The following is a 20,196-nucleotide window of genomic DNA, read 5'->3' as shown; positions in this document are numbered from 1 at the left end:
TGCGTGAAATCGCGGGGTTGCTCCCGGCCCTCATCCCGCGTCCGGCACACCCGTCCGAAAAGACGAAGGCCGGCGCCCCTCGTCGGAGCACCGGCCCTCGGACTTCAGCCCCCGCCAGGCGGCGGGCGGCTCACGGCCTTACGACTGGCGGAACTCGGCGTCCACCACGTCGTCCTTCGCGGACGGCTGGGCGCTGGAGCCCGGAGCCGCGGAGGGCTCGGCGCCCGGAGGAGGCGTGGCGCCCGGCGCGCCGCCGGTGGCGCGGTACATCTCCTCCGCCGCCTTGTAGCTGGCCTGCTGGAGCTTCTCGAGGGCCGCCTTGATGGCGTCCTTGTCCTGCCCCTCGCGGACCTTGTTGAGCTCCGCGACACCGTCCTCGATGGCCTTCGCCACGTCGGGGGTGAGCTTGTCCTTGTTCTCCTTGACCATCTTCTCCGCGGCGTAGGCCTGGCTCTCCGCCTGGTTCTTCACCTCGACCAGCTCGCGGCGCGCCTTGTCGGCGGACTCGTTGCTGCGAGCGTCGTCGACCATCTTGGTCACTTCGTCCTTCGACAGACCGGACGAGTGGCTGATGGTGACCTTCTGCTCCTTGCCGGTCGCCTTGTCCTTCGCGCTGACGTTGAGGATGCCGTTCGCGTCGATGTCGAACGTCACCTCGATCTGCGGCACGCCGCGCGGCGCCGGAGGCATGCCCGTCAGGTGGAAGCGGCCGAGGCTGCGGTTGTCGCCCGCCATCTCGCGCTCACCCTGCAGCACGTGGATCTCCACCTGCGTCTGGCCGTCCGCCGCCGTGGAGAAGGTCTCCGACTTGCGCGTGGGGATGGTCGTGTTGCGCTCGATGAGCTTCGTCATCACGCCGCCCAGCGTCTCCACGCCCAGCGACAGCGGCGTCACGTCCAGCAGGAGGATGTCCTTCACCTCGCCGGAGAGCACGCCCGCCTGCACCGCGGCGCCCACCGCCACGACCTCGTCCGGGTTCACCGTGCGGTTCGGCTCCTTGCCGAACAGCCGCTTCACCGCCTCCTGCACCATGGGGATGCGCGTGGTACCGCCCACGAGCACGACCTCGTTGAGGTCCTTGGGCTCCAGGCCCGCGTCCTTGAGGCACTTGCGGCACGGCTCCAGCGAACGCTCCACCAGCGGCCCAATCATCTGCTCGAACTTGGCGCGCGTGAGCTTCACGTTCAGGTGCTTCGGACCGGACGCGTCCGCCGTGAGGAACGGCAGGTTGATGTCCGTCTGCATCGCGCTGGACAGCTCGATCTTGGCCTTCTCCGCCGCCTCCTTCAGGCGCTGGATGACCATCTTGTCCTTGCTGACGTCGAGCCCGGTGTCCTTCTTGAACTCGCTGATCAGCCAGTTCATGATCTCCAGGTCGATGTTGTCACCGCCCAGGTGCGTGTCGCCGTTGGTCGCGAGCACGTCCACGACGCTCTCGCCCACCTCCAGGATGGACACGTCGAAGGTGCCGCCGCCGAAGTCGTAGACGGCGATCTTCTCGTCCTTCTTCTTGTCCATGCCGTACGCGAGCGCGGCGGCGGTGGGCTCGTTCACGATGCGGCGCACCGTGAGGCCGGCGATCTCACCGGCGTCCTTCGTGGCCTGGCGCTGGGCGTCGTTGAAGTACGCGGGGACGGTGATGACCGCCTCCGTCACCTTCTCACCCAGGTAGTTCTCCGCGGCGCGCTTGAGCTTCAGCAGCACCTGCGCGCTGATCTCCGGCGCGCTGTACTGCTTGCCCGCGATGTCCACGCGCGCGTCGCCGTTGGGGCCCCGGGCCACCTTGTAGGGGACGAGCTTCGCTTCCTCGGTCGTCTCCTCGAAACGGCGGCCCATGAAGCGCTTCACCGAGTAGACGGTCTGCTCCGGGTTGGTGATGGCCTGGCGCTTCGCCACCTGACCGACCAGGCGCTCCCCGTCCTTCGTGAACGCGACCACTGAAGGCGTGGTGGGGGCTCCCTCTTCGTTGACGATGACCTTGGGCTCGCGACCCTCCATGATCGCCACCACGCTGTTCGTGGTGCCCAGGTCGATTCCGATAATCTTGCCCACGGTTCCCATCCTCTGGAAATGACTGCGTTTTTCCTGCGAAATCCCGATGTATGCCCAACGTAACCACCCCCCCCGGCGTGTCAAACGCGAGGACGGGTTTCCCCGTAGGCCCGGGCACCCAGCGCAAAGGTGATGACGGCTGCTGCGTAGCGCAGTGCGCAGGGCCCCCAGGCCTCCAGGAGGCGCTGCGTCACCTGAACGCCATCCGGACGCCACGGGTGCGTAACGCGCTCTACACCGCCGTCACCCCGCGGTAGCAACCGGGCGGGCATATTGGACACCAGCGGACCGTTCAACCCCTCGAAATCACATCAGGCGGCCCGGCTAACGCCGCGCGTCAGGGGTTGGCGAGAAAAGTGCACAGTCCAAACCGCGTCAGCGCTGTCATACCGCTCCCCGCCCCCCTGGAGTCGTCCATGCTGGTTCAGCCCCTCCGTTCCACGGACTTCCGCCGCTCGCCGGCGGCGCAGCCGTCCGCCGAACCGAAGGTCGCGGTGCTGCTGAACGCGAACGCCCGCAAGGTGGATGCCCGGGTCGTCAAGCTGCTGTCGCACGTGGTGCCGGAAGAGGACCTGTTCCTGTCGCGCTCGCCGCTGGACGCGCGCCGCATCGCGCAGACGGTGCTGGAGCGGGGCTACCCCACGGTCTTCACGGGCGGCGGCGACGGCACCTTCATGGGCTTCGTGAACGAGGTGCTGCAGCAGGTGGGCCCGCGCGGGAAGTTCGCCGGCCAGAGCGCGCCGCGCTTCGGCATCCTCAAGCTGGGCACGGGCAACGGCATCGCGGCGTTCGTCAACGCGTCCAGCACGCGCGGCGACGGCATCCTCAACGACGTGGTGCGCGCCCGCGCGGCGGAAGTGCCCGGCGTTCGCACCATGGACCTGGTGCAGGTGGACGGCCAGCGCGCGCCCTTCGCGGGCCTGGGCGTGGATGGCAAGGTGCTCAACGACTACATCTCCGTGAAGGAGTCGCTGGGCAAGGGCATGTTCAAGCGGGTCATGTCCGGCGGTGGCGGCTACTTCTCCGCGGTGGCCTTCAAGACGGTGCCGCACTACCTCACCAGCTCCGTGCTGGTGGAGTGCGAAGTCGTCAACGGGCCGTCGGAGGCCTACCGCCTGGGCGCCGAAGGCCAGGCCGTGGGCGGGCCGCTGGCGCCGGGCGCCGTGCTCTTCCGGGGCAAGCTGATGATGGCCGCCGCGGGCACCATGCCCTTCTACGGCTACGGCTTCCGCATGTTCCCCCACGCGAATGACCGCCGGGGCTTCCTGCAGCTGCGCCTGGGCCAGGTGTCGCCCACGCAGGTGCTGGCGAACCTGCCCCGCCTGTGGAACGGCCGCTGGGCGCCCGAGGGCCTGCACGACTTCCACGCCCGCGAGGTCACCATCCGCTTCGCGCGCCCCATGCCCTTCCAGGTCGGCGGCGACGCGGCCGGCTACCGCGAGCAGGTCACGCTGTCCGTGGCGCCCGAGTCCATCGAGCTGCTCGACTTCAACGGCGTGCAGTAGTCCCGGCGGTTGAAGGGCCCGAAGAACCTCCGGGCCCCTCCCCCACGCTTCAAGCCCCTGCCGCTGTCAGCCGCGATCGCGCGACGCCGGGGGCTTCTCACCCGGCTCCTTGCGCCGCCCCACGGCGAACGCGTAGCTGACGCCCGGCCGCTGGTTGTGCTCGCGGTGCAGGGCCAGCTCCTCGCGGAAGGCGGCGCTCTCCGGCGAGGCCGCTTCCGGCAGGTGCGCTTCCATGTCCTTGTAGAGCGCGTCCAGCTCCGTGTCGTGCAGCGACTCCACGGACTCCGGCTCGAAGCCGGAGGTCTCCAGCGCCTGGAGCAGTTCGCGCGGCAGCAGCAGCGGCGCGCCCAGGCGCTTCTCCCACCAGTCCAGCACGGGCTTGGGCGTGAAGCGGCCCACGCGCGCCGGGAAGGTGAAGCCCACGCGGCCGCGCTTGCCCAGCAGCGGGCGGAACACGCGCAGCGACACGTCCAGCGGGTACTGCACGCGCCCCGGCACGAGGATGCCGTGGAACGGGCCGTCCAGCATGCCCAGCGCGTCCGGCGCCACGCGGCGCACCTCGATGCGATCCGACAAGCCCTGGGAACGCACGCGCTCCCGCACGGGGGACACCAGGGTCTCCTCCGTGTCCACGGCCACCACGGAGCACTTCAGCTCCTGGGCGAGCAGCACGGCGGCGCCGCCCTCCGGCCCACAGCCGAGCACCAGCACGCGCGAGCCCTGCTCGAGCTGGGCCACCTTGGCGAAGCGGCGCACGGCGTCGTCGGATCCGAACGCGCGCTGCGCCCCCGGCGGGTGGTACAGCGGGAAGTGCTCGGCGGGACTCATTCCACCCTCATATACGCACCCTGGCCGGACTTCCAGCCGCCGGAGGGGCCCAGGCCCCCCTGGGGCATCCGCCCGCGCACCGCCTGCCTCACAGGTAGTAGACGATGCGCGGATCCTGGTGCAGCGCCTCGTAGATGCCCCGGCGCTGCTCTTCGGAGAGCAGCAGCACGGACACGCTCAGGGACACGAACTTCCCCTTGCGGCTGTGCTGCACGTGGATGGAGTCCGGGGATACCTCCATCCCCATCTTCCGCCGGAAGAGCGAGCGCACGTGTTCCTCGAACTCGGCCGTCTCCTCGACCGTCGCCTTGCCCATCACCTTGTACTCGTAGACGGAGGGGTACTCGACGAGGGGCTTCTTCTCCTCGCCGGGGGTGTCGGGCTTGTCGGTGCCGTCCTGGGTCATGACTCGTCTCTAGCAGGCACGGGGCCCGGGCGCTCTACAGCAGGTTGGCCGCCAACTCGGCCAGCATGCTGCGCTCGCCCTTGGCCATGGTGATGTGGCCGGCGATCTTCTCGTTCTTGAAGCGGTTGACCACGTGCACCAGGCCGTTGTTCGTCGAGTCCACGTACGGGTTGTCGATCTGGAACGGGTCGCCGGTGAGGATGATCTTCGTGTTGTCGCCCACGCGGGTGAGGATGGTCTTCACCTCGTGCGGGGTGAGGTTCTGCGCCTCGTCGACGATGATGAACTGGTTGGGGATGCTGCGCCCGCGGATGTACGTGAGCGGCTCGATCTCCATCAGCCCCAGGTCGATGAGCTCATGGTGGCCGCGCCCGGCCTTCTTGTCCGCGCGGCTCAGGTTCATGAGGAACTCGACGTTGTCGAAGATGGGCTGCATCCAGGGGTTGAGCTTCTCCTCGACGCTGCCCGGCAGGTAGCCGATGTCCCGGCCCAGGGGGAAGATGGGACGGCTGACCAGCAGCTTGTGGTACAGCCCCTCCTCCGTCACCTTCTGCAGGCCCGCGGCGATGGCGAGCAGCGTCTTGCCCGTGCCGGCCTTGCCCACGATGGTCACGAGCTTGATCTCGTCGTTGAGCAGGAGGTCCAGGCAGAAGGCCTGCTCCATGTTGCGCGGGCGGATGCCCCAGGTGCCTTCCTTGCTCTGGCGCGCGAGCGGCACGAGCCGTGCCTTGGCGCCGTTGAAGCGGGCCATGGCGGTGTGGGACGGGTTGAGCTCGTCCTTGAGCAGCACCAGTTGGTTGGGGAAGAGCCGGTCCTGCGCCGGCACCTCCACCTCGCCGCCGGGCTTGTAGAGCTGATCCACCATGTCCGTGGGGACGAGCAGCTCCGTGAAGCCCGTGTAGAGGTCGGTGATCTCGACGCGCTCGGTGTCGAAGTCCTGGGCGGACAGGCCCAGGGCGTCGGCGCGGATGCGCAGGTTGGTGTCCTTGGTGATGAAGACGGCCTGGGTGTCCGGCTCCGTCTCCATCAGGTCCAGGGCCACCGCGAGGATGCGGTTGTCCACCAGGTTGCTGTCCGCCATGGAGGACGGCAGCGAACGGTCGGTGAAGGCCACGCGGAGCATCCCGCCGTGCGGCAGCGGGACGCCCTCCTTCATGGAGCCTTCGGCGCGGAAGGAGTCCAGGTAGCGCGCCACCAGTCGCGCGTTGCGCCCCAGCTCGGAGAGATCGCGCTTGAACTGATCAATCTCCTCGATGACGTAGATGGGGATGATGACGTTGTTGTCCTTGAACCCGTAGATGCTGCGGGGGTCATGGAGGAGGACGTTCGTGTCGAGGATGAAGTTCTTTCGCATCGTGGGCTTCGCGACCTGACCTGGTTCGGGTGCGATTGCTGACGGCGAGCGACGGTGGAGGACCAACGGCTCTCAATATAGGCACCGAACGAGAGGCCACCAGCCGCATTCCCGTCTGAAAGCGCGAAGGTCCGTCCGAAACAGCACGGCCCCTTTCCGACGGAACAGGGCGCTACAGCGGCCGCTCAGGACGTCGCGGCGGTGCGCGGCGCAGCGCCCGCCGGCTCCCAGGCGTCCTGGTACGGCGACGCGGGCGCCAGCGGATCATACCCGAGCAGCTCCACCACCCTTTCGGGCGGGGGGCCGGGGGGCATGCGGGCCCAGGGGAAGCGCGCCTGCAGCGCCTCTTCGTCCAGCGACAGCACCTGCTTCGAGTGGAAGCGAAAGGCCCGGTGCCAGCCGCCGGTGTCCAGCCGCCGGGCCACCCGCCGCGACAGGGGGCTGATCATCGGCGAGGGCGTGAAGAGGGCCGGCTGTCCCTGCGCGTCCCGCATGCAGCCCAGCTCCACCGCCCACGCCAGCAGCCACCGGGGCCAGCCGCGGCCCGCGCGGCGAAGCGCGCTGAACCGGCCCTGCGCGGCGCCGTCCACGAAGCTGAAGCGTGACTCGTAGAAGCACGCGGCGGAGAACGTCGCGGGCACCAGCGCCACCCCTTCCGCGCCGATGCGGCGGGCCATGAGGTGCAGGAGCTCCAGGATGTCGCGCGACAGCGACAGGCCGGGGTGGAGCTGTCCGGGCAGCGGCGGCCGGCTCCAGTCGAAGGGGCGGCCGGGGTGCTGCAGCAGGAGGCTGTCCACGTAGAGCAGCGGGGCCTCCGCCACCGCGCGGGTGAAGCCCACCTCCGAGCCCGGGACCTGCCGCAGGGACAGGTCCACGACGGGCGAGTGGTAGCGGCGGCTCAGGACGGTGAGGCGCGGCTGGAACGGGTCCTGGCAGGACAGGCGCAGCTCGAAGGGGCCCACCCGCTCCTCCAGGCGCTTCGCGAAGCCATAGGCCTGGAGGGCGCGCTCCAGGCCCTCGCGGCTGTAGGTGCCGAACGCCAGGCTCACGCGGTCGCCGCCGGACTCCAAACCCAGGTCGTCCAGGGACAGGGACTCGCCCCCGGACGCGGAGAGGTCCAGGCTGCTCAGGCGCGAATAGGTGCGGCGAGCGTGGGGGCTGAGCTCTGGCGTCCGGGGCATGGGGGTGTCCTAGTCGTAGCGGATGTCCACCAGGGTGAGCTCAATCTCACCCCGGGGGCGCCGCACCTCCACGGTGTCGCCCGGGGCCTTGCGCAGCAGCGCGCGGCCCATGGGTGACTCGACGCTGATGCGGCCTCCGGAGGCGTCGATCTCGTCCGAACCGACAATCTGGTACGTGCTGCGGCTTCCGGCCTCGTCCTCCAGGGTGACGGTGGCGCCGAAGTAGACTTTCGAGCGGTCCTCCTGTTCCGCCGGGTTGACGATGGTGGCGGTATCCAGGCGCTTCTGGAGGAAGCGGATGCGCCGGTCGATCTCCCTCAGGCGCTTCTTGCCGTAGATGTATTCGGCGTTTTCTGAACGGTCGCCCTGGGCGGCGGCGGCGGACACCTCGGCGGTGACCTTGGGGCGCGCCTCGTTGAGGAGCTGGAGGAGCTCGCGGTGCATGCGCTCGGCGCCCACCCGGGTGAGGTAGCGGCGGAACGGGGCCTGCTCCCCTGCCTCTTCGTCCTCGGCGTCGGGCGGTTCGGGAACTTCCTGGGACATGCCCTGTGTATAGCGCCGGACGCTGACGGGCGGAGGGCGCCGGGGGCGGGATGTTCACCGGGGCCAGGACGGAGCGTGTCAGGAAGCGGCGCCTGCGATCGCCAGTGGAACTCCCCGGGCGCTGCTGGTAGGAAGCGCCTCGCGGAACCGCTGGCGGCTCCGAGCCGTGCAAAAAAGAATAGCGAGTCGCTAGCTCAGCTGGTAGAGCACCGGCCTTTTAAGCCGAGGGTCGGGGGTTCGAGCCCCCCGCGACTCAAGCAGTGACGACGTCCCCGTCGTCTAGAGGCCCAGGACGCTGGCCTTTCAAGCCGGTAACACGGGTTCGAATCCCGTCGGGGACACTGAAGGACCGAGGCCGGAAGCCGCTGAGACCCAGCGGTTTCCGGCCTCGGTGTTTTCAGGCCCCTTCGCGTCTCCGGACGGATACGAAGAAAGACCCTGCTGTCGCTACAGGAGATGCGCCCTTACGAAGGCCATCGCTTGAGCAATGATTTCGCGGGAGCGCTCGACGTCGTCCAGGACGTCGAAGGTGTGACGGCCTTCCGGGTGGTCGGCGAAGTCAATCTGAACGTCGGCAGCGGCTGCTTCGCGCATGAAGGCGTCAATCGACTGGTTCACCATCGGCGAATCCTGGCCGGCCCGGGCGACGAAGAGGGGCAGCCCCTTGGCCCGTGTCCCTACGAGCGCGGCGGGCGAGTAGGCGGCAGCCTGCTCCAGGAGGACGGGCGGCGCCCCCGGAGGCACGAGGGCCCGGACGTCGAGGAGCGCATAGAACGCGAGCGCGCAGCGCACGGAGGTCGGGCGTTCGCGGAGGACCCACGAGAGCTGCGGTCCTGCGCCTGAGAAATACCAGAGCGCGATCCGGGACGGGTCCACGTTCAGCCTGTCCGCGTGGATCCGGACGTACTCCACCGCCGCGGCGATGTCGCTCTGGGAGCGGGGGTAGTCCTCCGGCGTGTGCAGGCGATGATTGAAAGCCACCCCCACGAACCCGGACGCTGCCGCGAGCGCCGAGTAGGACTGGAAGATGCCCCACTCCTTGGGTGGCACGCCCTCTCGCGGGATGGGGCCGCCGTGGACGAAGAAGATGGCCGGTACCCGGGCTCCGGATGGGAGGTTGGGCGGCAGCTGCAGGTCCATCAGCAGCTTCTCGTCTCCGTCCACGAGGTAGACTTCGTTGCGCCGCGTTGCCGTGTGGTTCATCCCCTCGACGCGGTAGACGATGGGCTTGCTCAAGTCGATCTCAGCCATTTGGGTCCTCACTCGCGAAACAATTGCGTGAGAGCGCCGGAGGCGTTCGAGAACGGCCGTATACGGCTCGCCGCTCTGCTTCTGGAGCGCACGAGCCCTCTTCTTTTCATTCCGACGGACGGTCATCGCCTGCCTCGACGCGGTGCGAAGCCCCATGCGCTCGCGTTCCGCAGAGGAAGCGATGCGACCTGCTGCACAGAGCCCGAGGAATCGAATCCCCTTCGTCCCAGACCTTCACCAGGCATGGGCTGGTGATGGGACTGCGCGCGAGCAGACCGCGTTCAGTCTAGGGAACTTGATCTCCCGGCGGGATGTCAAGCCGAGGCGCTGCGACGTTGCAGGAGGGTCCCCCCGTCTCCCAAATGTCTCCAAGACTGGAGGGAACTGCCCTGTGGGCTCGACGTGCCCCGATTCACTCACATGGGGCACGCGAGCGCGGTGGCGCCCTGCTACATCGTGTCTTGATAAGCGAGCAGCCCTTCCTGCACGGCCAGGGAGCGCAGGTGGGACTTCGCGCGTTGGAACTGCTGGCGCAGTGCCGCCGCCCGGCGGGCTTGCGCTTCTTGCGTCAGCGGCTCCTCGGCGGTCGCCATCAACCGGACCACCTCCGTCCAGGGAAGCCGCTGGTCCAGGCGAAGCTCCAGAAGCCTTTGCTGCTGTGGCTCCAGCTTGCGCCGCAAGGCCCGGAAGCGCTCCTTCACGAGCGTGCGCTGCCATGGATCCGTCAAGGAGCGTCGGCCCGCGGGCTGCTCGGGCGCCTCGGACAGGCGCAGGTGCGGATACCGCACGGCGGCTGCATTCACCTGCTTGTAGCAGGCGTTGCGTGCCATGCGTTGGATCCAGGTCCAGAGGGAGCTCTCCCACCGGAAGCGCGGCAGTCCTTTGACCAGGCCCTCGCAAAAGAGGCCGAAGGCATCCTGGACGCGCGCATCATCCTGGAGGATGGCGAACATCAGCCGGCGAACCTCTGGCCCGTAGCCGCGCACCGCCAATTCCACGGCCTGGTTCATCTGCTTTCGCCGGCAGAGGTCGTGAATCTCGTCGTCCCATCTCGTCTGGTTGTCTGCTTGCACGGCTGATCCTCCGGGTGCGTCGCGGGAACCTGTCCCGCCCATCACACCGCGGGATTCCCGGGTCTTGAGGAAGGAGGAGCGGCGCTCATGTCAGAGCGTCGGCTTCCAAGGGGGGGACGATCACCATGAGCACCATTCTTCTCGTCGATGACGACACCGAGATCCTCGAGATCCTTTCCGAGGTCCTTGGGCTGCTGGGACACCGCACCCTGCTCGCACAGGATGGAGAGCAGGCATTGGCGCTGGCCCTGCGTGAGCGGCCAGACCTGGTCGTGACGGACTGCATGATGCCTCGCATGACTGGCGTTGAGCTGTGCACCGCGCTCGCGCAGGTGAAGGAATTCCAGGGGCTCCCCATCATCATGCACAGCGCTTCGCAGAATCCCCATGCCCCAGGTGTCCTGACCTTCCTCCTCAAATCTGGGGACCTGACCCGGTTCGTGGAAGTGGTGACCCGGACACTCGAGGAGGCCCGCCGGCGGGCAGCACGCGCGGAGTGAGGCCGGACATGCCGACTGCTCCATCTTGTGCATCCGGATGCTCCCGCGGGACAGCGGGTCCAGGGATTCCAATGCTTAATTTCCGTGTCGAACGGGGCGGCGAACCGAGCCCTGGCCAGACGCACGCGCCACGGAAGGTTGACGATGGGAAATCCAGAGGACGAAACGACTCCGCAGGAGCCTGCCCAGCCGCGAGTCTACCTTCACGTCACGAGCACCGTGAAGCCAAGCAAGGCCGCGGAGTTCATCACGCAGGACCTCATCAGACTGAGCAGTGACGCAAGCAAGCTCGGCTGGTCACGGTTTGCCACCTGCTATTCCCTGACAGGCCTCCCCATCAGGATCCTCGAGCTCTACGCTGGCAGCGACACCAAGTGCGTGATGGATGCGGCGGGCATGATGGACAACCAGCAATACACGCAGCTCATGAGCCACTGCGAGCAGCGTGACGTCGAGTTGCTGCGTGCGATGAGCTATGCGCCGAGCGGGAGGCCAGACGCCGAGCTCACCGCCAACAGCCATCTCCTCCACGTCCAATTGGATGTGAAGGACGGCAATCTGAGCCGTTTCAGTGAAATCATGACGGAGATACTGCCCGCATTCCAGGACAACGGCTGGACGCTGCTGGCCGCCGGCCATGGCCTCCATCCTCCCCACCGCGTCATGCACCTGTGGCGGCTCAAAGACGCGAACGCGCTCGACCAGATGATGCACAAGCTGAAGGACGTCATTCCCTACGCCGAGCTCAACAGCAACACGGTCCAACATCAGGACCTGATGCATGGAATCCAAGCCTTCGGGGGCCGCATACCGATCCCCGGACCGGGGAGGGTCAATGCCTCCGGGTACACAACCAACCCGTCCGGGCCCGGAGCCGGCTGACCTCCATGTCAGGCCGTGTTGTCCGGCTGGAGCGAAGTCCGTTCAAGAGCAGCGGGATCTGTCTCTGAAACAAACACCCAGACAAAGCGAGGGATCGTCATGGCAACTCGTCGAAATCCACCGGAGGCCCCGAAGAAGAAGACAAGCCCTCGGCAGCGCCCGGCGGCCCGGGTCGCGAAGGCACGGGCGCAGCGCCAGCCGAAGGCCGTTGATATCGAGATCGTCGGCCCGGATGACCTGGTGATCCTCGGCCCGACCGGAAAGAAGTTCTTCTGGGTCAAGAAGGAAGACTACGAATCCACCGAGCTTCCTCAAGACGTGACCCCCCAGATGAGCGTCCTGGTGGGTCAGGGCGTGGTGTTGGCGGATGTGCCCGCCAACAGCCTTCCGGGCGTGGGCTGCGCGTGCCTCCTCATGAATCTCGCCAGCCTCCGGAAGAGCAGCACGAAGAAATGAACCGCTCCCTCGCGGCGCAGGCCCCCAAGAGGCACTGCCTGGGCACGCACCGGATGGTCTCTCCCGAGGAGACGCTCCGGCGCGTGCGCCCCTTCCTGCCGGCGATGGGCATCACCCGCGTCGCCAACATCACGGGCCTGGACCGCCTCGGTGTTCCCGTGGTTTCGGTCTGCCGGCCCAATGCACGCTCGCTGGCGATCTCCCAGGGCAAGGGATTGGACCTCACCGCCGCCAAGGTCTCCGGAGTGATGGAGGCGGTGGAGTCCTACCATGCCGAGCACATCTGTCTGCCGTTGCGGCGCGCCAGCTACGACGAGCTGCGGGCCCACCAGCCCGTGGTGGACGTGGCCGCGCTGCCGCGACTGTCCGTGAGCGACTTCCACCCGGCGCGGCGCCTGCTGTGGGTCGAAGGGCGCGACCTCGCCACCGGCGAGCCGCTGTGGCTGCCCTACGAGCTGGTCCACACCGACTTCACCCTGCCGCTGCCCGAGGGCAGCGGCGCGTTCCTCATGGGCTCCAACGGGCTGGCCTCCGGCAACCACCTGCTGGAGGCCATCAGCCACGGCCTGTGCGAGGTCGTGGAGCGAGACGCCAATACCCTGTGGCACCTCCAGGGTGACCACGCCCGGCGCCGCACGCGGCTGCGGCTGGACACGGTCGAGGACGCCTCCTGCCTCCAGGTGCTGGAGCAGGTCGGGCGCGCCGATCTGGAGGTGGCCGTCTGGGAGACGACCAGCGACGTGGGGCTGCCCGCCTTCCTCTGCACCCTCGCCGAGCGCTCGCTGGATCCCTTGCGTCCGCGCGCGCCGACCTCGGGCTCGGGCTGTCATCCCAGCCGGGAGATCGCCCTGCTGCGTGCACTCACCGAGGCGCTTCAGGTGCGCGCCACGCTCATCTCCGGCGCCCGCGACGACATGGGGGTGGCCCGCTGCTACCGGGCCTACCAGGATCCAGAATGCTGGCGCCGGGAGGTGGAGCGGATGCGTGGCGAGTCGCCCACGCGGTGCTTCCAGGAGGTCTCCACCTTCGTGGGCCGCTCGTTCGACGAGGACGTGGCGTGGGAGCTGGAGCGCCTGGCGGCGGCGGGGCTGCGGCAGGCCGCCGTGGTGGACCTCACCCGGCCCGAGTTCCGCATCCCCGTGGCGCGGGTGGTCGTTCCCGGCCTGGAGCCCGAACACGGCACGCCGGGCTACACCCCGGGCACCCGCGCCCGGAAGGTGCTGGGGGAGCACGCTTCATGATCTACGTCTTCACCGGGCCCACGCTCGGCGCCCAGGAGGCGGCGCGCGAGTTGGACGCCGTGTTCCTTCCCCCCGCGGCCCAGGGGGACCTCTACCGGACGGCGCTCGATCGCCCGGAGGCCATTGGACTCATCGATGGCTACTTTGATGACGTGCCCGCTGTCTGGCACAAGGAGCTCCTCTGGGCCATGTCCGAGGGCATCCACGTCTTCGGCGCCTCGAGCATGGGCGCGCTGCGCGCGGCGGAGCTGGCGCCCTTCGGGATGCAGGGCGTGGGCGCCATCTTCGAGGCCTTCCAGGGTGGCGAGCTGGAGGACGACGACGAGGTGGCCATCGCTCACGCATCCGCGGAGGACGGCTTCCGCTCGCTGTCGGAGGCCCTGGTCAACATCCGCGCCACCCTGAAGGGCGCCGAGCGCGCGGGCGTCATCAGCGCGCCAGCCCACACGACGCTGGTGCGGCTCGCCAAGGCGCTCCACTACCCGGAGCGGAGCTGGCCGGCACTCTTCGCGCAGGCCCCCCGTGAGGGGGTGCCCCCGGACGAGCTACGAGGGCTGCGCGAATGGCTTCCGCGAGGACGGGTCGACCAGAAGCGCGCCGATGCGCTGGCCCTGCTGCACGCGCTGCGGGACCACCAGACGGCCCGCCCCGGCCCCAAGCAGGTGACGTACGCCTTCGCGCATACCGACGCCTGGGCGGACGCATGCCAGAGCGCGGGCCGGCTTCCCACCGGAGCCCCGGCGCGCGAAACCCTCGCGAGCGAGGCGCTGCTCGAGGAGCTGCGGGTGTCCGGCCTCCTGCCCCGGGTCCGTGCCGGCGCCCTGGCGCGAGCCCTGGCCCTGGAGGAGGCGCGAAGGCAGGCGGATACGGTGGATGCGGAGGGGCTGCGACGGACCTGCGAGGCATTCCGCCGCGAGAAGGACCTGCTCACCCTGAGGCAGTTCGAACACTGGGTGGCGGAGCAACGGCTGGAGGCCCCCGTGCGCTTCTTCGAGGACGAGGCCCGGGTGCGCAGGATCGAGGCGCTGCTCGAGCCCGAGGTGCTCCGCTGCCTGCCGGATCATCTGCGCGCCCGCGGGCTCTACGGGGCGCTGATGGAGCGCCTGGAGGACAAGGAGCGGGTCCTGGCCCGGGCCGGCCTGGAGCGGCCCGGGCTGGACGAGGCCGGGCTCACCGACAACGCGCTCTGGGAGTGGTACTTCACCGAGCGGCTCGGCCGGTCCATCCCTACCGACCTCGAGCGTTTCAGCAACGAGGCCGGCTTCGCCCACGTGGATGCGCTCAGACGGGCCGCGCTGCGGGAGTACTGCTATCTGCGGGAGGCGGGATCGCTGGCGTCCGATTGAAAGAGGCAGAGCGAGGCAAGGCCGTCCCGCCATCACCACCCTGATCCGTGAGAGGCGCCGCGCGTGCGCGAGCGCTTGCACACGACAGGGGAGGAGTCATGAGCGAGCACGAGTCCTGGGTGCTGGAGGAGGCACGCCCTGGAATGCCCCGGTGGATGGGGCCCTATCAGGTCCAGGGAATCCTCGGCCATGGGGGCATGGGCATCGTCTACCTGGGCCAGCATCGCGTGACAGGTCAGCGCGCGGCCTTGAAGACGGTCCGCGTCACGGGCACCGAGACCCTGGCCAGCCTCCGGAGGGAGATCCAGGCGCTCATCCGGATCCATCACCCGGGCATCGTGCGGATCCTCGACCACGGCATGTCCGGCGGGCTCCCCTGGTATGCGATGGGATTGCTGGAGGGCCGCACGTTCAGGCAGGTCCTCGAAGAGCACCACAGCCTGTCCTTCGGCCAGTCCTCCCGCGCTCCGAGGGTCACCGCCGGGCGGTCCGTGGAGGACTCGCACGCCACGTCCCTGCCCTCCCGCCCGTTGCTGAAGGTCGTGCGACAGCTGTGCGCGCCCCTGGCCTACCTGCACGGCTGCGGTCTCGTTCACTGCGACCTCAAGCCCGGCAACATCTTCATCCAGCCCGATGGGAGCGTGGTCCTCGGGGACTTCGGGGTGGCGGCGCTGTTTGGCGGGCCCTTCGGGCGGGAGAGCCTCCAGGCTGGCAACGCCGGGTTGGGCACGCTCCTGTACATGGCGCCCGAGCAGATTCGTGCCGACCTCGTGGACGCCCGCGCCGACCTCTACTCCCTGGGGTGCATCCTGTATGAATGCGTGACCGGCTTCGTTCCCTTCTTCGGAAGCTCAAGCCGTGTCATCCGCAAGCGGCACCTGCGCGAGCCCCCGACCCCGCCTTCACAGCTCACCGAGGAGCGGCTTCCGGTACAGCTGGAGTGGCTCATCCTCACGCTCCTCGCGAAGCAGCCCGAGGACCGGCTCGGCTACGCCGACGACGTGGCCCGGGCGCTGTCGGAGCTGGGGGTCGAGGCCCCTGAGCCAGCGGGACTGCCTGAGAGCCGGCCCTACCTCTACCGCCCGCTCTTCACGGGGAGGGAGGACACCATGCGCCGCCTCCGCGAGCGGCTTGCTCGCAATGGAGGAGGAATCTTCATTGGCGGCGGCAGCGGAGTCGGCAAGACCCGGCTGGCGCTGGAGCTGGCCCGCGAAGCCCGCGCCCGGGAGCTCCCCGTGGTGACATGCGAGTGCATCCCGCTCGGCCTCTCCGGTCCGCAGGCCGACACGGACATGAAGGCCCCTCCCCTTCATCCCTTCCGCCCCCTGCTCGCCGCGGTCGCGGACCACTGCCGTCAGGGAGGCCCGGAGGAGACGGCACGGTTGCTCGGGTCCCAGGGGAAGGTCCTGGTCGCCTATGAGCCCGCCCTGGAGGACCTGCCCGGCCAGCGGGAGCTGCCCGTGCCTCCGCCCCCCGCGAACGCCGCGGCCGCGCGCGCCCGCATCTTCGCGGCCCTGAGGGAGGTCCTCTTCGCCTTCGCAGAGGAGGACCCGCTGCTGATCATCATCGATGACCTCCAGTGGGCGGACGAGATGTCCCTGGGCTTCCTCCAGCAGCTGCGGCACGAGGAGCTGGTCGAACGGGGTGTGCTCCTGCTGGGGACCTACCGCATGGAGGAGCGCGGCGGAGTGCTGGACGAAGTGGTGTCCATGTCCGGAGCCCTCCACCTGGAGCTGGAGCTGCTCGACGAGCAGGGCATCCGGTCCATGGTCGGTGGAATGCTCGCGCTGCACACGCTGCCGAAGGACTTCGACGGGCTGGTGCACCAGGCCGAGGGCAATCCCTTCTTCATCGCGGAGTACCTGAGGGCCGCCATCACGGAGGGGCTGCTCCACCGCGACGAATGGGGCCAGTGGCGCCTGGAAGAGCAGGGCCAGCCCCGCGCCTCGCTCGACGGCATGGGCCTGCCCCTCTTCATCGCGGAGATCATCCAGCGGCGCCTGCGGGACCTCCCACCCCCGGCGCAGGCGCTCATGGAGTTCGCGGCCGTGCTCGGCCGTGAGTGTGACGTGGAGGTGTTGCTGTCCGCGGCGCCGCTGAAGCAGGCGCTGGCCCTGGAGGCGCTGCAGACGCTGCGAGTGCGGCAGATCCTCGAAAGGGGCGCGGGAGGGCGGCTGCGCTTCCTCCACGACAAGCTGCGCGAGATTTCCTACGCCCGCATTCCTCCGGAGCGCGCGCGCCAGCTCCACCGCCGCGCCGCCGAGGTCATCGAGCAGCGGCACCAGCATGCGCGCGACTTCGACCTGCTCTTCTCCAGCCTGGCCAACCACTGGTCCAGGGCGGGGGTCCCCGACCGGGCCAGCGACTACTTCCGCCGGGCCGCGGACCGCGCCCGGGCCACCCATGCCAATGGCGAAGCCATCACCTCGTATCGTGCCGCGCTGGCTGAAGCGCGCGCGCACCGCGCCCGGGCGAAGGACGCGCCCCCGGGCGGGAGGCCGTCCTTTCTACCCATCCACGAAAGCCTCGCGGACGTGCTTGCGCTGACCGGGCGGCAGGAAGAAGCGCGCACGGCCTATGGCGAGGCGCTGGCCTGCCTTCCGGTGGAGGGGCAGGTGCACCGGGCCAGCATCCTTCGCAGGGTGGGCAAGACCTGGGAGACACACCACCGGCACGAAGAGGCGCTGCGCGCGTACGCGGATGCCGAGGCGGCCCTGGGCACCCCGCCCAAGGCGGAGGACACGACAGCGCCAGCGGCGCGGACCTGGTGGCAGGAGTGGTTGCAACTCCAGGAGGACCTGCACTGGACCCTGTACTGGCAGGATGACCGGGAGGCGATGGGCGCGCTCGTGGAGCGGGTGCGCCCGGTGCTGGAGACCTACGGAACGGGCGCGCAGCGCGCCCGCTTCTTCGTCGTGTTCGCGAACACGTGCTTCCGGCAGGAGCGCTACGCCATCTCCCCCCAGATGGTGGAGTACGGCCGCCTGGCGGTGGAGGCCGCCAGGACCGCGGAGGACCTCTCCACCCAGGCGCTGGCCCTCTTCTGTCATGCGTTCACCCTGGTCCTGTCCGGAGCGCTGGACCTGGCGGAGGAACAGGGCCTCGCCGGGCTGCGGCTGGCGGAAGAGACAGGAGACCTGACGCTCCAGTCGCGCCTGCTCACCTACCTGACCCTGGTGTACCGCCGGCGAGGGCTCGTCGACCGCACCCGGGAGTCCAGCGCACGAAGCCTGGACGTGGCGGCCATGGCCCGGATGACGGACTACGTGGGAGCGGCCCGGGCCAGCCAGGCGTGGGTGGCCTGGCGGGAGCAACGGCTGGACGACGCCGAACAGGAGGCCCGGGCGGCCCTGGAGTGCTGGCGCAAGCTCTCCGCCATCTACCCCTATCCCTTTCAATGGCAGGGATTGTGGGTGCTCCTGGCGATCGCGCTCCAGCGCCAATTCCTCACGGAGGCAGTGGAGCATGCGCGTGCCCTGCTGGACCCGACCCAACAGCGGCTCCCGGAAGCGCTGTCTTCCCAATTGGAGAAGGCGATCCATGTTTGGACTGAAGGCCAGCGGAAGGCGACGCGGGAGTCCCTGGAGCGCGCCACCGCGTCCGCGCGGAGCTGGCGGTATCTGTGAGGAGAGGAACCATGAGAGGAATCACCGCCGTGGCCGGCGGCACGGGGATGTTGGGGGGAACGGTCTGTCAGCAACTGCGGGCTGGCGGCGCTCGGGTCCGGGCCCTCGTCCGGCCAACCTCGGACTCCCGCCGTGTCGAGCGGCTGAAGCGCCTGGGCGTGGAGACGCACCCGGGAGACCTGAAGCAGCCCGCGTCGCTCGACGCGCTCTGCGCGGGCGCGCAAGCAGTCATCACGACAGCGTCGTGCATGCTGTCGAGGCAGCCGGGAGATTCCATCCAGTCCGTCGACCTGGAAGGCCAGCTTGCCCTCGTGGAGGCGGCACGGCGCGCGGGGGTGGAGCACTTCGTGTTCGTCTCCTTCCCGCCGCTCCAGGGGAACTTCCCGCTCCAGGACGCCAAGCGCGCGGTGGAGCAGGAGGTGCTGCGCGGCGGATTCCCCCGCACCACCCTCCTGCGTCCCACCTTCTTCAGCGACGTCTGGCTGAGCGCGGCCATGGGCTTCGACGCCGTGAAGGCCCGGGCCCGCGTCCTGGGAACGGGAGAGGGACGGGTGAACTGGATCACCCTCGAGGACGTGGCCCGGTTCGCCGCCGGAGCGCTGGACACCCCTCGTGCCTGGGGCGCCGTGCTCGAGCTCGGAGCCGAGGAGGCGGTAGGTCAGCTCCAGGTGGTGCGCCTGTTCGAGGAGCGGAGCGGCCGGGCCTGGGAGCGTGAGTACGTCCCCGAGTCCGCGCTCCGCGAGCAGTACGAAGCCACCACGGACCCCCTCCAGCGCTCCTTCGCCGCGCTGATGCTCAACCTCGCGCTCGGCTGCGAACTCGACCCGCGCCCGGCGATGGACGCCATTCCGGTACGCCCCCGCCCGGTCGCGGACTTCGTGGAACGGGTGCTGGCCGGACAGCCCCTGGCGCAAGAGGAAGCGCGGGGATGACGCTCCATCCATCAGCCCTTGGATTCGGGAGAAGGAAGCAATGGAAATCAACGACAGCAATGTAGACCTTGTCGACTACGTGCAATTCACCGGCAAACCCAAGAAAGGGCAGATGCTGCGCTACCTGCTGGCGACCCAGGTACGGAAGCGGTACCTCGAACAGCCTTCCATTGATTGGATCCGCCAGATCAAGGGCGCCGCGCTGACTGGCAACCCCGAGCGGCTGATCGAGATCTACTACATCGACAGACGGGGGGCCTGCTCGGAGACCCTCACGACAATGTTTGGCAACGGAGACCATCGACAGCCACTGCCCTTCCAGAAGCAGATCCTGGGACTCGTTCCAGACAACAAGACAGACCTGGAAACTCACTACTTCACCCAGATGAGCTACATCAACTCCCGCATGTCCCATGAAGCGATGCTGGAACCCTATCTCCTCTACACAACCATCACGGTGGACTCAGAGAAGAAGGTCGATAGGTTCTCAGAGCTGAAGAGACGTCTGCTGCCGGTCTTTCTTCAGAATGGCCTCAGGCTGATCGTCGCGGGACAGAAAATAAGCGAAACCAGCAACGAATTCGAAATCTTGAACATCTGGGATTTCAGAGAGACCGAGGACCTGGAGTACCTGATGATGCAGCTTTCAGACAACCAGGACTACTTCGAGCTCAACAACCTTGGCACACAGGATCAGCACATCTTCCGCAACGTCTCACGCCACTACCAGTTCTCCCCGCTTCTGAGCCGTCCCAACGTCCGTCCCGAGAGCAATGCGTGACCCACGTTCGGCGGCGGGTGAGGAGTCAGGAGGAGTCAAGCAATGGGTTTTATAAAAGATATCAAGTTCGGCTTCCAGAGCGCCCGAAGCCACGGGGGAGCGTCCAGACGCCAGCGCTCACGTAGCAGGACCGGCGGATACACAGCCGCCCCTCCGGATGGCCCTCCCGCCGAGGCCCCCTCCCCGCCAGTCAGCGACGCGCGGGCGCAATCGGCGCCAATGCAACTCCTGCAGAATGA

The 20,196-nt window shown here is 68.5% G+C and carries 17 protein-coding genes and 2 tRNA genes; 11 read left to right on the top strand and 8 right to left on the bottom strand.

Annotation, left to right across the window (positions count from 1 at the left end; genetic code table 11):
* Positions 1–138: 138 nt before the first annotated feature.
* A complete protein-coding gene (gene dnaK, locus JYK02_RS08640) occupies positions 139–2,052 on the bottom strand; it encodes a molecular chaperone DnaK (protein ID WP_207050415.1) in 1,914 nt (637 codons plus the stop codon).
* 416 nt (positions 2,053–2,468) lie between these two features.
* Here dnaK and JYK02_RS08635 point away from each other — a divergent pair, with 416 nt between their 5' ends.
* Positions 2,469–3,557: a diacylglycerol/lipid kinase family protein gene (locus JYK02_RS08635; RefSeq protein ID WP_207050414.1), complete on the top strand. Its 1,089-nt coding sequence runs from the start codon at positions 2,469–2,471 to the stop codon at positions 3,555–3,557.
* Positions 3,558–3,623: 66 nt separating this feature from the next.
* On the opposite strand, the gene JYK02_RS08630 is transcribed toward JYK02_RS08635, so the two are convergent.
* The 5 genes from JYK02_RS08630 to greB all read right to left on the bottom strand — a co-directional run bounded on the left by JYK02_RS08630 (position 3,624) and on the right by greB (position 7,869).
* The gene (locus JYK02_RS08630; protein WP_207050413.1) at positions 3,624–4,385 is read right to left on the bottom strand and encodes an SAM-dependent methyltransferase; all 762 of its coding nucleotides are present in this window, start codon (positions 4,383–4,385) and stop codon (positions 3,624–3,626) included.
* A gap of 88 nt (positions 4,386–4,473) precedes the next feature.
* Positions 4,474–4,791: an HP0495 family protein gene (locus JYK02_RS08625; RefSeq protein WP_207050412.1), complete on the bottom strand. Its 318-nt coding sequence runs from the start codon at positions 4,789–4,791 to the stop codon at positions 4,474–4,476.
* A gap of 34 nt (positions 4,792–4,825) precedes the next feature.
* Positions 4,826–6,145 carry a PhoH family protein gene (locus tag JYK02_RS08620; protein ID WP_207050411.1) on the bottom strand — a complete coding sequence of 440 codons (1,320 nt, stop codon included), beginning with the start codon at positions 6,143–6,145 and terminating at the stop codon, positions 4,826–4,828.
* A 185-nt stretch (positions 6,146–6,330) separates the two neighbouring features.
* Entirely contained in the window at positions 6,331–7,326 is a 996-nt protein-coding gene (locus JYK02_RS08615; RefSeq protein WP_207050410.1) for a deacetylase, read from the bottom strand.
* A gap of 9 nt (positions 7,327–7,335) precedes the next feature.
* Positions 7,336–7,869, bottom strand: a complete 534-nt coding sequence (gene greB / locus JYK02_RS08610) for a transcription elongation factor GreB (protein ID WP_207050409.1) — start codon at positions 7,867–7,869, stop codon at positions 7,336–7,338.
* Between the two features lie 183 nt (positions 7,870–8,052).
* Between greB and JYK02_RS08605 the strand changes: the two genes are divergently transcribed.
* Positions 8,053–8,125 (top strand) — tRNA-Lys (locus JYK02_RS08605).
* A 12-nt stretch (positions 8,126–8,137) separates the two neighbouring features.
* A tRNA-Glu gene (locus JYK02_RS08600) sits at positions 8,138–8,210 on the top strand.
* Positions 8,211–8,316: 106 nt separating this feature from the next.
* Here the strand turns inward: JYK02_RS08600 and JYK02_RS08595 are convergent.
* Complete coding sequence (locus tag JYK02_RS08595; RefSeq protein WP_207050408.1) at positions 8,317–9,120, bottom strand: alpha/beta hydrolase; 804 nt, start codon at positions 9,118–9,120, stop codon at positions 8,317–8,319.
* Between the two features lie 449 nt (positions 9,121–9,569).
* Positions 9,570–10,193: a sigma-70 family RNA polymerase sigma factor gene (locus JYK02_RS08590; RefSeq protein ID WP_347402451.1), complete on the bottom strand. Its 624-nt coding sequence runs from the start codon at positions 10,191–10,193 to the stop codon at positions 9,570–9,572.
* A gap of 125 nt (positions 10,194–10,318) precedes the next feature.
* On the opposite strand from JYK02_RS08590, the gene JYK02_RS08585 reads away from it, so the two are divergent.
* From JYK02_RS08585 to JYK02_RS08550, 8 genes are all read left to right on the top strand, one after another.
* On the top strand, positions 10,319–10,693 hold the full coding sequence (locus JYK02_RS08585) for a response regulator (RefSeq protein ID WP_207050406.1): 375 nt from the start codon (positions 10,319–10,321) through the stop codon (positions 10,691–10,693).
* Positions 10,694–10,912: 219 nt separating this feature from the next.
* Positions 10,913–11,575 carry a hypothetical protein gene (locus JYK02_RS08580; protein ID WP_207050405.1) on the top strand — a complete coding sequence of 221 codons (663 nt, stop codon included), beginning with the start codon at positions 10,913–10,915 and terminating at the stop codon, positions 11,573–11,575.
* Between the two features lie 99 nt (positions 11,576–11,674).
* Positions 11,675–12,031: a hypothetical protein gene (locus JYK02_RS08575; protein ID WP_207050404.1), complete on the top strand. Its 357-nt coding sequence runs from the start codon at positions 11,675–11,677 to the stop codon at positions 12,029–12,031.
* Positions 12,028–13,272 (top strand): YcaO-like family protein, encoded by a 1,245-nt coding sequence (locus JYK02_RS08570; RefSeq protein ID WP_207050403.1) that lies wholly within the window; start codon positions 12,028–12,030, stop codon positions 13,270–13,272. The genes JYK02_RS08575 and JYK02_RS08570 overlap by 4 nt, the downstream gene beginning before the upstream one ends.
* Positions 13,269–14,618: a TfuA-like protein gene (locus JYK02_RS08565; protein WP_207050402.1), complete on the top strand. Its 1,350-nt coding sequence runs from the start codon at positions 13,269–13,271 to the stop codon at positions 14,616–14,618. Before JYK02_RS08570 ends, JYK02_RS08565 begins: the two co-directional genes overlap by 4 nt.
* A 98-nt stretch (positions 14,619–14,716) precedes the next feature.
* Positions 14,717–18,244, top strand: coding sequence for a serine/threonine-protein kinase PknK (locus JYK02_RS08560; protein WP_207050401.1), 3,528 nt, complete (start codon positions 14,717–14,719; stop codon positions 18,242–18,244).
* A gap of 11 nt (positions 18,245–18,255) precedes the next feature.
* Positions 18,256–19,176 carry an SDR family oxidoreductase gene (locus JYK02_RS08555; RefSeq protein ID WP_207050400.1) on the top strand — a complete coding sequence of 307 codons (921 nt, stop codon included), beginning with the start codon at positions 18,256–18,258 and terminating at the stop codon, positions 19,174–19,176.
* Positions 19,177–19,216: 40 nt separating this feature from the next.
* A complete protein-coding gene (locus tag JYK02_RS08550; protein ID WP_207050399.1) occupies positions 19,217–19,957 on the top strand; it encodes a hypothetical protein in 741 nt (246 codons plus the stop codon).
* Positions 19,958–20,196 lie beyond the last annotated feature (239 nt).

This window comes from Corallococcus macrosporus (assembly GCF_017302985.1).
Taxonomy (GTDB): domain Bacteria; phylum Myxococcota; class Myxococcia; order Myxococcales; family Myxococcaceae; genus Corallococcus; species Corallococcus macrosporus_A.
This window is presented reverse-complemented; position numbering and strand designations above follow the sequence as displayed.